General features: G+C 61.8%; 15 protein-coding genes and 1 tRNA gene. 8 read left to right on the plus strand and 8 right to left on the minus strand.

The window, feature by feature from the left end:
- Positions 1-61: 61 nt before the first annotated feature.
- Complete coding sequence (locus KBY74_RS11200; protein ID WP_254942780.1) at positions 62-481, minus strand: type II toxin-antitoxin system VapC family toxin; 420 nt, start codon at positions 479-481, stop codon at positions 62-64.
- On the minus strand, positions 478-720 hold the full coding sequence (locus KBY74_RS11205; RefSeq protein WP_254942781.1) for an AbrB/MazE/SpoVT family DNA-binding domain-containing protein: 243 nt from the start codon (positions 718-720) through the stop codon (positions 478-480). The genes KBY74_RS11200 and KBY74_RS11205 overlap by 4 nt, the downstream gene beginning before the upstream one ends.
- A gap of 96 nt (positions 721-816) precedes the next feature.
- On the opposite strand from KBY74_RS11205, the gene KBY74_RS11210 reads away from it, so the two are divergent.
- A complete protein-coding gene (locus tag KBY74_RS11210; RefSeq protein ID WP_254942782.1) occupies positions 817-1,839 on the plus strand; it encodes an aspartate carbamoyltransferase catalytic subunit in 1,023 nt (340 codons plus the stop codon).
- A 20-nt stretch (positions 1,840-1,859) separates the two neighbouring features.
- Here the strand turns inward: KBY74_RS11210 and KBY74_RS11215 are convergent, their stop codons facing one another.
- The 4 genes from KBY74_RS11215 to KBY74_RS11230 all read right to left on the minus strand — a co-directional run bounded on the left by KBY74_RS11215 (position 1,860) and on the right by KBY74_RS11230 (position 3,021).
- The gene (locus KBY74_RS11215; protein WP_254942783.1) at positions 1,860-2,213 is read right to left on the minus strand and encodes a DUF565 domain-containing protein; all 354 of its coding nucleotides are present in this window, start codon (positions 2,211-2,213) and stop codon (positions 1,860-1,862) included.
- Positions 2,214-2,512: 299 nt separating this feature from the next.
- On the minus strand, positions 2,513-2,710 hold the full coding sequence (locus tag KBY74_RS11220; RefSeq protein WP_094559179.1) for a hypothetical protein: 198 nt from the start codon (positions 2,708-2,710) through the stop codon (positions 2,513-2,515).
- Between the two features lie 43 nt (positions 2,711-2,753).
- Positions 2,754-2,915: a PCP reductase family protein gene (locus tag KBY74_RS11225; RefSeq protein WP_254942784.1), complete on the minus strand. Its 162-nt coding sequence runs from the start codon at positions 2,913-2,915 to the stop codon at positions 2,754-2,756.
- A gap of 33 nt (positions 2,916-2,948) precedes the next feature.
- A tRNA-Ala gene (locus KBY74_RS11230) sits at positions 2,949-3,021 on the minus strand.
- Positions 3,022-3,084: 63 nt separating this feature from the next.
- On the opposite strand from KBY74_RS11230, the gene KBY74_RS11235 reads away from it, so the two are divergent.
- Positions 3,085-3,294 carry a DUF2555 domain-containing protein gene (locus KBY74_RS11235; RefSeq protein ID WP_106632313.1) on the plus strand — a complete coding sequence of 70 codons (210 nt, stop codon included), beginning with the start codon at positions 3,085-3,087 and terminating at the stop codon, positions 3,292-3,294.
- Positions 3,284-4,537, plus strand: coding sequence for a bifunctional phosphopantothenoylcysteine decarboxylase/phosphopantothenate--cysteine ligase CoaBC (coaBC, locus tag KBY74_RS11240; RefSeq protein WP_254942785.1), 1,254 nt, complete (start codon positions 3,284-3,286; stop codon positions 4,535-4,537). Before KBY74_RS11235 ends, coaBC begins: the two co-directional genes overlap by 11 nt.
- On the opposite strand, the gene KBY74_RS11245 is transcribed toward coaBC, so the two are convergent.
- Positions 4,534-4,860, minus strand: a complete 327-nt coding sequence (locus KBY74_RS11245) for a hypothetical protein (RefSeq protein WP_254942786.1) — start codon at positions 4,858-4,860, stop codon at positions 4,534-4,536. The two genes, coaBC and KBY74_RS11245, sit on opposite strands and share 4 nt — an antisense overlap.
- A gap of 141 nt (positions 4,861-5,001) precedes the next feature.
- Here KBY74_RS11245 and psbO point away from each other — a divergent pair, with 141 nt between their 5' ends.
- From psbO to KBY74_RS11265, 4 genes are all read left to right on the plus strand, one after another.
- The gene (gene psbO, locus KBY74_RS11250; RefSeq protein WP_254942787.1) at positions 5,002-5,814 is read left to right on the plus strand and encodes a photosystem II manganese-stabilizing polypeptide; all 813 of its coding nucleotides are present in this window, start codon (positions 5,002-5,004) and stop codon (positions 5,812-5,814) included.
- A 144-nt stretch (positions 5,815-5,958) separates the two neighbouring features.
- Positions 5,959-7,122, plus strand: a complete 1,164-nt coding sequence (gene sat / locus KBY74_RS11255) for a sulfate adenylyltransferase (RefSeq protein WP_254942788.1) — start codon at positions 5,959-5,961, stop codon at positions 7,120-7,122.
- Positions 7,123-7,158: 36 nt separating this feature from the next.
- Positions 7,159-9,003 carry an ATP-dependent zinc metalloprotease FtsH3 gene (gene ftsH3, locus KBY74_RS11260; RefSeq protein ID WP_254935102.1) on the plus strand — a complete coding sequence of 615 codons (1,845 nt, stop codon included), beginning with the start codon at positions 7,159-7,161 and terminating at the stop codon, positions 9,001-9,003.
- A gap of 22 nt (positions 9,004-9,025) precedes the next feature.
- The gene (locus KBY74_RS11265; RefSeq protein WP_254942789.1) at positions 9,026-9,619 is read left to right on the plus strand and encodes a bifunctional 4-hydroxy-2-oxoglutarate aldolase/2-dehydro-3-deoxy-phosphogluconate aldolase; all 594 of its coding nucleotides are present in this window, start codon (positions 9,026-9,028) and stop codon (positions 9,617-9,619) included.
- Here the strand turns inward: KBY74_RS11265 and aroC are convergent, their stop codons facing one another.
- Positions 9,620-10,708, minus strand: coding sequence for a chorismate synthase (gene aroC, locus KBY74_RS11270; RefSeq protein ID WP_254942790.1), 1,089 nt, complete (start codon positions 10,706-10,708; stop codon positions 9,620-9,622). It abuts the gene before it with no gap.
- Positions 10,709-10,767: 59 nt separating this feature from the next.
- On the opposite strand from aroC, the gene nth reads away from it, so the two are divergent.
- The gene (gene nth / locus KBY74_RS11275; RefSeq protein WP_254942791.1) at positions 10,768-11,421 is read left to right on the plus strand and encodes an endonuclease III; all 654 of its coding nucleotides are present in this window, start codon (positions 10,768-10,770) and stop codon (positions 11,419-11,421) included.
- Positions 11,422-11,592 lie beyond the last annotated feature (171 nt).

An 11,592-nucleotide genomic window follows, 5' to 3' on the forward strand; every position in this document is an offset into this window, starting at 1 on the left:
CTCATACACAACACGACGCTCATCCGATATCGGCAGCCTCCAGCGCAGGAGGCTGGAAGGATCAGCGGGGTGTGATCACCCTCGGTTGCAGATTCAGCGCGCGTGCAGGATTGGCGAAGCTGCGCTGATCGAAAGAGGCGATGGCCGTGCAGGCGCGGCAACTGGCATGGTGCAGCGCATCGGCGAAATCAAGCCCGGCGCGCAGCCCTGCCAAGGCCTGTTCGATTGCGGCGCGGTCTTCGAGTTGGAGGGTTGGCAGGTTCAGCAGTGCGTCAAAGACAAGCCCAACCTGATCCCGGCTGAATCGGTAATACCCCCGTAGCACCCACTCCAATTCCAGAGCCACGGTTTTGGGCATAAACAGGGCCTGGCCTGATTCGAGCAAGGTGCGTGCGGCTTCTCGCTGCTTGACGGTGGCGTCATCGGCACCGGCTTCGTCGATGAAGTAGCGGGCCAGCACATTGGTATCAATGCCTATCACGGCTGCAACAGCATGGCCGGATCGAAGTCGCTTGGCACGGCTGGGATGGTCGTTTTCAGCAGGCCAAAGCCGCTGGCTGTGGGGCTGCTTGCTGGTCGCGCCGGTCTCACCTCCAGGTGATCGCCCACCAATTCAAAACAAACACGGCTGCCCCTGTGCAAGCCCAGCTGCTGCCGCATCATCTTGGGAATCGTCACCTGCCCTTTGCTGGTCACGGCGCAACCGCTGGATTCAGCCATGGCGAGGCCTAGTTTGGATAGGTATTACTTGGTAAGAATAGGTGCTGTGGTGTGCCTCGGCTGGCCCTACCGTGGACCTGTGAGTCGCCGCACCCCTTGAGCAGCTGGAGCCACCGCCACGTGCTGGATCTGGCGGCCTTTTCGCTGGACGATTTCACCACCGTGCTCACGCTGGCCCAGCGTTTCCGGGCCCTGCCGGTGGCTGGAGCCCGCAAGTTGCCCGCCCTGCAGGGGCGGTTGATGACCAGCCTTTTCTTTGAACCAAGCACCCGCACTCGCAGCAGTTTTGAGCTGGCGGCAAAGCGGCTCTCTGCCGATGTGCAGAGTTTTTCTCCCTCCTCCAGCTCCCTGAGCAAGGGCGAGAGCCTGCTCGATACGGCCCGCACCTACGTGGCTATGGGCGCCAATGTGCTGGTGGTGCGCCATCGCTGCGCCGGGGTGCCCCAGAGCCTGGCGGCCGACCTCGACCGTGCCGGTGAGCGGGTCGCGGTGCTCAATGCTGGCGATGGCCTGCACAGCCATCCCAGCCAGGGATTGCTGGATTTGTTCACCCTGGCACGCCACTTCGCCCCTGAAGCCCCCACGCCCGCGGCTCTGAGGGGCAAGCGCATTGTGATCGTGGGTGATGTGCTCCACTCCCGCGTGGCCCGCTCCAACCTCTGGGCCCTCACCGCCTGCGGCGCCGAGGTGGTGCTCTGCGGCCCGCCCACCTTGTTGCCAGCGGCCTTCGCCGACTTTGTGGCGGCACCACCGCCAGGCCAGGCGACCGATCCGGTGGCGGCGCGGGGCACGGTGCGGATTGAGCGCAGCCTGGAGCAGGCCCTGGCCGGGGCCGATGCGGTGATGACTCTGAGACTTCAGAAGGAGCGCATGCATCAGCACCTGCTTACCAGCCTCGACACCTATCACCGGCAATTCGGCATCACTCGCGCGCGCCTAGCCCCCTGCGGCCCGTCCGTGCCACTGCTGCATCCGGGCCCGGTGAATCGGGGCGTGGAGCTGGCGGGAGATGTGCTCGACGATCCCGCCGTTTCACTGGTGGAGGAGCAGGTGCGCAATGGAATCCCTGTGCGCATGGCCCTGCTCTATCTGCTGGCCGCGGCAGAACCGCTGGCTTGAAAAGCTTTGCAGCAGTTGAATCAGAGCAACTTGAAACCGTCAAGCAGCAAGCCGTAGAGCAAGCCGATCCGGGCCATATCGAGCAATTGCAGCACGAGTGCATCGCCATCACGACGTATCAGCGGGCCCCTGGCGCGAATGGCCAACTCGATGGCGGCCACGCAGATCAGTGCCCCCACCGGGTCGAGCTTGGCCAGGGTGCCGGTGATCGAGCCGACGGCTCCGCCAATGCTGAAGCTGATCAGCAAAACGATCAACAACAGCGATAGTCGCCGCCAGGGATTGGCTGCCCAACTCTCTAAGGCCGCCCGAGCCTGGGCAACCCGTTCCTGAAAGCCGGTCTGTTGATAACGACTTCCGGGAGGTGAGGCCATCACGGATGAAGGGTTATCAGCGAGGGCCAAAAGGGGAGGCAGGGATGCTGAAGGCGGTGATCCCCATCACCCGGCCCGAGCCCTGCCATTGCATGTCTACACCATCTCTGGCGTGTGCGCAGCCTTTTGGCGCTACATATAGGGGATTCCAATAAAAAAGCCCGAGGCCAATGGCCCGGGCTGGGTGATGGGGACTGAGCAACCAAAGCGCCTGGCTGGCCAATGATCAACTGCCCGCAGACGTTTGCCAGAGCGTCCCAAGGGGCTTGACGTCCCCCAGGGGCTTCCCGATCTGGGTCTCAGCCGTCGCTGTCCTTCTTGCGTGAGGATTTGCCCTCGAGGAGCTCCAGTAGAGCTTCCATCTGGGCCATAACCCCACGTACCTCCCCGGCTTCTGGAAGTAAGCCGTCGTCCATGACACCCTGGTGCATTTCTCGGAGCTCCTGGCGGATGTACCGCAGGTGGCTAACCACCTGTTCGCGTTTCGACTGCGACATCTATGGGTGTTCTACTGATGCACCCTTTTACCGCATCGCCGGTTCACTTCTGGCCAAACCTTGCCTTGGCCTGCTCGTAGAAGGGGGCATCGATGGCGCCAAGACCGGCCTCCTGGGCCATGGATTCGATGCGGCGCCGCACCGCTGGACGTACAAAAAAGGGCACTTCCTTAAGTTTGGCTTCGGCGTCTGGATGCCAATCCATAGGGCTGACCAGCAGCACTTCTTTGAGTAGTAATGGAGAATAGGGGACTCGAACCCCTGACCTCTGCGGTGCGATCGCAGCGCTCTACCAGCTGAGCTAACTCCCCGGCTTAGGGCTCTCTTGTTCCTACAAGCCCATTATCCCCGACCCCACCTCCCCAGCAACTTCCATGAACGCGTCGATCACCCCCGAACGGCTCGCCGCTTTCGATGAAGCTTCGATAGCCGAACTCGCCCGTCGACTGGAGGAAGACGACTACCCCAGTGCCTTTGACGGCTTAGCCGATTGGCACCTGATGCGTGCCCTGGCGATCCACCAACCGGAGTTGGCTCGGCCCTACGTGCATCTGGTGGACCAGGAACCCTTTGATGAGGACTGATTCGGCGGCTGCTGCTGACCCCTTGGTGCACCCGCTGGCGGGTCGCCGCGTGTTGGTGGGTATCAGCGGCAGCATCGCTGCGGTCAAGCTGCCTCTGGTGGTGAGCTCCCTGGTCCAGTGCGGCGCCGAGGTGCGTTGCCTGGTTACGCCGTCGGCGGCCCAACTGGTAAGTCCGGTTGCCCTTGCCTGCCTAAGCCGCAATCCCTGCAACCTCGATGCGGATCAGTGGAGTCATCGCGCTGCCAGGCCGCTGCATGTGGAGCTGGCGGAGTGGGCTGAGTTGGTGTTGGTGGCGCCCTTGAGTGCCACCAGCCTGGGTCGTTGGGTGCATGGGTTGGCTGACAGCCTGTTGGCCAGCACCCTGTTGGCAACCGAGGCGCCGGTGCTGGCTGCTGCGGCCATGAACACTTCAATGTGGATCTCCCCGGGAGTGCGCCGCAACTGGGAGCTGCTGCAGGGCTTTGAGCGGGTGTTGCCCCTGGGACCTACGGCGGGCTTGTTGGCCTGCGACCGGCAGGGGGACGGCCGTATGGCAGAGCCGCAACAGCTCCTACTGGCCTTGCAGTGTCTGCAGCTGTGGGGTTGGCAGCGGGACTGGGCTGGCTTGCGGCTTTTGGTCACTGCCGGCCCTACCCGCGAACCACTGGATCCGGCCCGCTTTCTTACCAACCCCAGCTCCGGGCTGATGGGCGTGCTGCTAGCCCAGGCAGCCCGGCTGCGTGGGGCGGAGGTGACTTTGGTGCATGGTCCGTTGACCGTGGATTCCCAGTTGCTGGAGGGCTTGGCTTGTGTGCCTGTCCAGACGGCGGCCGATATGGAGCAGGCCTTGGTGCGTCTTCAGCCCTGTGCCGATGCCATCGCCATGGCGGCGGCTGTGGCCGACCACCGCCGCCAGCAACCGCTCCCGCACAAACTGACCAAAGAGGAGCTTTCCGTTGAGCTCGCCTCCGGCTGGCAGCGCGTGCCCGATCTTTTGGCTGGCCTGGTGAGCCGCCGGCACCCCGGTCAGCGGATTTTGGGTTTCGCGGCCCAATCGGGCGATGTATTGGCTCAGGCCCGTGCCAAGTGGGCCCGTAAAGGCTGCGACCTGCTGTTCGCGAACCCGATAGATCAAGCCGATGCGGGCTTTGGCGTGAACAGCAACCACGGTTGGCTGCTGGGAGGGCAGGGCGGTGAGCAACGCATCGAGCCAGGCTCAAAGCTGGCGATTGCCCAGCAGTTGCTTTCCGCCCTGAGGCCCTAAGCCACCAGAGTCTCTTCGGCGGGCAGGGTCTCGTCTGCAGCAGCTTCGTGCTGGAGCAGATCCATGAAGGTGCGCAGTTGCAACCTCGGGATGTAGGGCCAGCCCCCACTGCGCTCGACGCTTTGCAGCAGGCTGAACAGCTGGCTGCGGTCGGCTGGAAGGCTGCCCCGGAATGGACCGTCTTGGACCGAGCGATGCAGCTGCTCGAGCTGGCGCAGCAGGGTCAGCAGGTCTTCAGGCTTGCCTTCGAGCTCACTTGCCAGCTCGTTTAATTGCTGCAGCTGGTTGGTGAGACGGCCTTGCTGGGATGGGGTGAGGCTCATGACTGGTCTTGCTTTGCGCTCGCGTCGGGCTCTCGCATACAGGTTGTTGAGAGCCGCGACATCGTACGGGGAATAGCAGATTTGCACCGGTAGGATCGGCGACAGCCCAGTTCCCATCCACCGTCTCTGCGGCGTTTCCCCATGAGTTTTCGTCCTCTGCTGGCTCTTGTGCTGGCGCTGTGCCTGACCCTGGTGACCGCGTGCAGCGGTGGCGCCAAGGCCGTGGATCGCGCCAATCTCACCTACGAAGACATCCACAACACCGGCTTGGCGAACGACTGTCCGACCCTGCCGGAATCGGCCCGCGGCTCGATCTCCCTCGATTCCACCACTAAGTACCAGCTCCGAGAAATTTGCATGCACCCTGCCGAGGTGTATGTGAAGGGTGAGCCAGCTAACAAGCGCCAGGAGGCACAGTTTGTTGCCGGCAAAATTCTTACCCGTTTCACATCCAGCCTTGATCAGGTTTACGGCGATCTGGCCGTTACTGCCGATGGCCTTAGCTTCAAGGAGCTTGGCGGCATCGACTTCCAGCCGATCACAGTGCTGCTGCCCGGTGGTGAGGAAGTGCCCTTCACCTTCTCCAGCAAGGAGTTGTTGGCCACGGCTGATGGTTCAGCTCTGACCACCAGCACCGACTTTGAAGGCCCTTACCGGGCTCCTAGCTACCGCACCAGCAACTTCCTCGACCCCAAAGGTCGGGGCCTAACAACTGGCTACAGCAGCGCTGTCGGCCTGGTTCCTGCTGGAGATGAGTTCACCGGCGAAACCGTGAAGCGCTATGTGGATGGCTCCGGCACTATGAACCTCTCAATTACCAAAGTCGATCCCAGTACAGGCGAGTTTGCAGGCGTGTTTACTGCAATCCAGCCTTCTGACTCCGACATGGGCACCAAGGCGGTTGTCGATGTCAAGATCGTCGGCCAGCTCTATGGCCGCCTAGAGCAGACTTGACCCCTGGGCGCTAGCTCGCAGTTCTTGCCTGCCTCTTTAAGGCCCCATGGGGGCCTTTTTTATTGTGTCTTGGGTCTTTTTATTGGCACTTGAGCCTCGACTCCCCCGGTCTGGGAGAATCCACCCCTTCCTGAGTTGGCCTCCATGACCGCCGCTGAATCCGCTGGCTTGATCGCGCCTCACGGTGGGTCTTTGGTGAATTTGGCGGTGCCTGCGGCTGAGCGCGAGTCGCTGCTCGCTGGGGTGAGCTGCAGGATCGAGTGCAGCGATCGCAATGCCTGCGACGTTGAGTTGCTGGTGGTGGGAGGGTTCTCGCCCCTGCGGGGCTTCATGCATCAGCAGGACTATGAAGCCGTGGTGGCGGGCCACCGCACTACCAGTGGCCTGTTGTTTGGCCTGCCGATCGTCTTCGACACCGACGACGCTTCGATTGCTGTTGGCGACCGGCTGCTGCTCACCTATCGCGGTCAGGAGCTGGCCGTGCTGACGGTGGAGAGCCGCTGGGAGCCTGATAAGGCGCGTGAGGCTCAGGGCTGCTATGGCACCACCTCAATTGAGCATCCGGCGGTGAAGATGATCGCCACCGAGCGGGGTCGCATTTACCTCGGCGGCAGCATTCAGGGCCTGGAGCTGCCCAGCCGGGTGTTCCCTTGTAAAACGCCCGCTGAAGTGCGCTCCACCCTCCCCGCTGGCCAGAGCGTGGTGGCTTTCCAGTGCCGCAACCCCATTCACCGTGCCCACTACGAGCTGTTTACCCGGGCATTGGAAGCGGCCAACGTCAGTGAGCAGGGTGTGGTGCTCGTGCACCCCACCTGCGGCCCCACCCAGGACGACGACATTGCCGGCGAGGTGCGCTTCCAGACCTACGAGCGGCTGGCGGCTGAGGTGAATAACGCCCGAATTCGCTGGGCCTACTTGCCTTATTCGATGCACATGGCCGGCCCGCGGGAGGCTCTGCAGCACATGATCATCCGCAAGAACTACGGCTGCACTCACTTCATCATTGGCCGCGACATGGCCGGCTGCAAAAGCTCCCTCAGCGGCGAAGACTTCTACGGCCCCTACCAAGCCCAAGATTTTGCCCGCGACAACGCTGCAGAGCTCGGGATGGAGACCGTCCCCTCGCTCAACCTCGTCTACACGGAGGAGGAGGGCTATGTGACCGCTGAACATGCCGAAGCCAGGGGGCTGCATATCCGCAAGCTCAGCGGCACCCAATTCCGTCAGATGCTGCGTGGTGGCGAAGAAATCCCAGAGTGGTTTGCCTTCCGTAGTGTGGTTGAAGTGCTGCGGGCCGCAGCCGGTTAACATTCCGTAACTGACTTCTCAGCTGAGGCAAGGTTCTTGAAGAAGCGCTGGCGCAACGCGGGGCTCTATGTCCTTTTGGTGATCGTAATGATCGCCGTGGGTACGGCTTTCCTCGACAGGCCCGACCCGGCCAATGCGCCGCGCACCCTCCGCTACAGCGACTTCGTAGAGGCCGTTCAGGACAACGAAGTCTCCCGGGTGCTGATTTCCCCAGACCGGGGCACGGCCCAGGTGGTCGAAAACGACGGACGCCGTGCGGTCGTCAACCTTGCTCCTGACAAGGACCTGCTCAAGCTGCTCACCGACCACAACGTCGATATCGCGGTCCAGCCCAGCCGCGAGCCCGCTGCATGGCAGCAGGCCGTTGGCAGTCTGATTTTCCCGCTATTGCTCCTTGGTGGTTTGTTTTTCCTGTTGCGTCGCGCCCAGGGTGGTGGTGGCAATCAGGCAATGAATTTCGGTAAGAGCAAGGCGCGGCTTCAAATGGAGCCCCAAACCCAGGTTACTTTTGGCGATGTGGCCGGGATTGAGGGAGCAAAGCTCGAGCTCACTGAAGTCGTTGACTTTCTCAAGAACCCAGATCGCTTCACCGCGGTTGGCGCCAAAATTCCGAAAGGGGTGCTTCTGGTAGGCCCGCCAGGAACAGGAAAAACCCTGCTTGCCAAGGCTGTGGCAGGTGAGGCCGGTGTGCCTTTCTTTTCGATTTCCGGTTCTGAATTTGTCGAGATGTTTGTTGGCGTTGGCGCCAGCCGGGTTCGTGATCTTTTTGAGCAGGCCAAAAAGAGTGCACCTTGCATCGTTTTCATCGACGAAATCGACGCCGTAGGCCGCCAGCGTGGTGCCGGACTCGGCGGTGGTAACGATGAGCGCGAGCAGACCCTCAACCAGCTGCTTACTGAGATGGACGGTTTTGAGGGCAATACCGGCATCATCATTGTGGCTGCAACAAACCGCCCAGATGTGTTGGATGCAGCTTTGATGCGCCCGGGTCGTTTTGACCGCCAAGTGGTTGTAGATCGTCCCGACTATGCCGGCCGCCTGCAAATTCTCGGCGTCCACGCTCGAGGCAAAACCTTGGCGAAGGATGTCGACCTCGACAAGATTGCTCGCCGCACCCCTGGCTACACCGGCGCTGACTTGGCAAACCTCCTAAACGAGGCCGCGATTCTCGCTGCCCGACGTCAGCTCACTGAAGTTGCGATGGATGAGGTTAATGACGCCATCGAGCGCGTCATGGCTGGTCCCGAGAAGAAGGATCGGGTGATGAGCGAGAAGCGCAAGCGGCTTGTTGCCTATCACGAAGCTGGCCACGCCCTGGTTGGTGCTCTGATGCCCGATTACGACCCTGTGCAGAAGATTTCGATCATTCCTAGGGGTAATGCAGGCGGCCTCACCTTCTTCACCCCCTCTGAGGAGCGGATGGAATCGGGTCTCTATTCCCGCGCCTATCTGCAGAACCAGATGGCAGTTGCCCTAGGTGGTCGGGTTGCCGAAGAGATCGTCTACGGCGAAGACGAAGTCACCACCGGCGCCTCAAACGACCTCCAGCAGGTAGCCCGCGTTGCCCGTCAGATGGTTACCAGATTCGGCATGAGCGATCGCCTTGGGCCAGTGGCCTTGGGTCGCAGCCAGGGGGGCATGTTCCTGGGTCGCGATATCGCTGCAGAGCGTGATTTCTCTGAAGACACCGCTGCCGCAATCGACGAGGAAGTGAGCGACCTAGTGGCGGTGGCCTACAAGCGCGCCACTTGCGTTCTCGTCGACAATCGTTCGGTGCTTGATGAGCTCGCCGAGATGTTGGTAGAGAAGGAAACAGTCGACGCTGATGACCTGCAGGAGCTGCTGATCCGCAGCGACGTGAAGGTGGCGGAATACGTCTGAACCGCCAACGCTGGTAGCCGCTTTGCACCGCCAGCCTTTGCTGGTGGTGCTTCGTGCTTATGACCTGCTTGAGCTGCTGCCCTCTTTAGAGCGTTTGCAGGAGCTGGGTGTTCAGCATGTAGAGCTTGCTTGGAGCAGCCATCCCCGTTGGGTTGACCAGGCGATTGAGCTTCGTCAGCGCTTCGCGCATTTGCGCTTGGGTGCGGCTTCGGTAGTTGACTTAGCTGGCCTTAAAGCTGCTGCTGCTGCTGGCCTGGGCTATGCGGTTTCACCGGTGCTGGATCGGGGCTTGATTGAGGCTGCAATTGCTCTGCGTTTGCAGTTTGTGCCAGGTGTGATGTCTCCATCAGAGGTGCACCTAGCGCGTTTGTGGGGATGCTCCATCGTCAAGCTCTTCCCTGCGGCTGCGCTGGGCCGCTCCTATTGGCAAAGACTCGCAGCTCCTCTCGCTGGCGCTGATGGCTTGCCCTTCTGCATTGCGGCAGGTGGACTTGGCCCTGCTGATGTGGAGCCTTGGCTGGCTGCCGGAGTTGATGCGGTCGCCTTGGGTGGATCCCTGGTTAACCCCGCCGATTGGGAGGCGTTGGCCAGGCTTGTCGAGCGCCTGAGGACCTAGTTACCACAGGCCGCACTGGCCCTTTTGGCGTAGCAAGTGATCGGCGAGCACTAAGGCCACCATCGCCTCCACCATCGGCACGGCCCGAGGCAGTACACAAGGGTCGTGCCTGCCTTTGGCCTCCAGTGTGGTGGCTTCGCCACGGTCATTGATCGTCTGCTGGGCCTTGCGGATCGTGGCGGTGGGCTTGAAGGCCACCCGAATCACGATTTGCTCGCCGTTGCTGATGCCCCCCTGGATGCCACCGGAATTGTTGGTGGCTGTGTGCAGGGAGCCATCGCTTGTGGGTAGGAAGGCATCGTTGTGCTCGCTGCCCTTGAGCAGGGTGCCTGCGAAGCCCGAGCCGATTTCAAACCCCTTGGTGGCCGGCAGCGACATCACCGCCTTGGCCAGGTCCGCCTCGAGTTTGTCAAATACGGGCATGCCAAGGCCCATTGGCGCCTGGCGCACCAGGCAGGTGATCACGCCGCCGCAGGAATCGCCCTCCCGGCCGATTGCCTCGATGCGCTCGATCATCTGGGCTGCCATGGCTTGGTCGGGGCAGCGCACGATGTTTGCTTCCACGGCCGCCAGGGTCACCTGTCCTGGGTCGATCGAAGCCTCAAGGTTGTGGATGCGCTCCACCCAGGCGATCACTTCGGTGCCGTGGGCCTTGGCCAGGAGCTGTTTGGCGATAGCCCCGGCAGCTACTCGGCCGATGGTTTCGCGGGCAGAAGCCCGGCCGCCGCCGCTGCGGGCTTGTATGCCGTACTTCGCTTGGTAGGTGGCATCGGCGTGGGAGGGACGGAAGGCCACTTCCATTTCCCTGTAGTCCTGCGGTCGCTGATCCTTGTTGCGCACCACCATCGCGATCGGTGTGCCGAGGGTCACGCCATCGAGCAGGCCACTGAGAATTTCGACCTGGTCATCCTCCTTGCGGGGGGTGGTGATCTTGCTCTGGCCTGGCTTGCGGCGGTCGAGTTCGGCCTGAATCGCTGCTAGATCCAGCTCCAATCTCGGCGGACAGCCGTCGATGATTACGCCAACCCCGCCGCCATGGGATTCGCCGAAGGTGCTGATCCGAAAGAGATCTCCGAAGCTGCTGCCCATGGCCCACCTGCGTTGGGGCGAGCCTACAAACTGGGCTTCACCTTTGGCATAGCGCAATCTTGAAGAGGCAGGAGCGTGCCGCCCTAATCATGGAGCGGCTGCAGCAGCACTACCCCGAAACCCCTGTACCTCTCGACCACAGCGATTCCTTCACGCTGCTGGTGGCGGTCCTGCTGAGCGCCCAATGCACAGATAAGAAGGTCAACGAGGTCACCCCGGCCCTGTTTGCAGCTGGCCAGGACCCTGCCGCGATGGCAGCCCTGAGTGAGGAGACGATCCTGGCCCTTATCCGCCAGCTTGGGCTGGCTCGCACCAAGGCTCGCAATGTCAAACGCCTTGCTGAGCTCTTGCTTGAGCGCCATGGCGGCATGGTGCCCCGCAGTTTTGAACAGCTTGAGGCCCTGCCTGGGGTTGGTCACAAAACCGCAAGTGTGGTGATGGCCCAGGCCTTCGGTGTGCCCGCCTTCCCCGTAGACACCCACATCCACCGATTGGCGCAGCGTTGGGGTCTCAGCAGTGGCAAGAGTGTTGTGCAAACGGAGCATGATCTCAAGACTTTGTTTCCTAAAGAAGCCTGGAATCGCTTGCACCTGCAGATCATTTTTTATGGGCGCGAATTCTGCACGGCCCGTGGTTGTGACGGCACCATCTGCCCCCTTTGCCGGGAGCTTTATCCCCGCCGGCGTACTGCTGTGATCTGGCGTAAGCCCTGATTTACAACTTGCTCAAGCACCACCCAGCCAACAAAAAAGCTCCCTCGCGAGAGGGAGCTTTTGGGATTCCGTTATGTCCCAGCCGTAGCTGGGCTGTTGACTATCAACCGATTGCAGGTGCGGTCAGTGCCACGGGGGTGGCAGTAGCAGCAGCCAGGTCAAGCGGGAAGT

This window comes from Cyanobium sp. A1C-AMD (assembly GCF_024346495.1).
GTDB lineage: Bacteria > Cyanobacteriota > Cyanobacteriia > PCC-6307 > Cyanobiaceae > Cyanobium_A > Cyanobium_A usitatum.

Excerpts from the sequence above, each read along its gene's own strand:
- sat (WP_254942788.1), top strand. The coding sequence starts at position 5,959 with ATGACCGCCGCTGAATCCGCTGGCTTGATCGCGCCTCACGGTGGGTCT.
- KBY74_RS11235 (WP_106632313.1), top strand. The coding sequence starts at position 3,085 with ATGAACGCGTCGATCACCCCCGAACGGCTCGCCGCTTTCGATGAAGCT.
- KBY74_RS11215 (WP_254942783.1), bottom strand. The coding sequence starts at position 2,213 with ATGGCCTCACCTCCCGGAAGTCGTTATCAACAGACCGGCTTTCAGGAA.
- KBY74_RS11225 (WP_254942784.1), bottom strand. The coding sequence starts at position 2,915 with ATGGATTGGCATCCAGACGCCGAAGCCAAACTTAAGGAAGTGCCCTTT.
- KBY74_RS11205 (WP_254942781.1), bottom strand. The coding sequence starts at position 720 with ATGGCTGAATCCAGCGGTTGCGCCGTGACCAGCAAAGGGCAGGTGACG.
- KBY74_RS11220 (WP_094559179.1), bottom strand. The coding sequence starts at position 2,710 with ATGTCGCAGTCGAAACGCGAACAGGTGGTTAGCCACCTGCGGTACATC.
- aroC (WP_254942790.1), bottom strand. The coding sequence starts at position 10,708 with ATGGGCAGCAGCTTCGGAGATCTCTTTCGGATCAGCACCTTCGGCGAA.
- psbO (WP_254942787.1), top strand. The coding sequence starts at position 5,002 with ATGAGTTTTCGTCCTCTGCTGGCTCTTGTGCTGGCGCTGTGCCTGACC.
- coaBC (WP_254942785.1), top strand. The coding sequence starts at position 3,284 with ATGAGGACTGATTCGGCGGCTGCTGCTGACCCCTTGGTGCACCCGCTG.
- KBY74_RS11245 (WP_254942786.1), bottom strand. The coding sequence starts at position 4,860 with ATGAGCCTCACCCCATCCCAGCAAGGCCGTCTCACCAACCAGCTGCAG.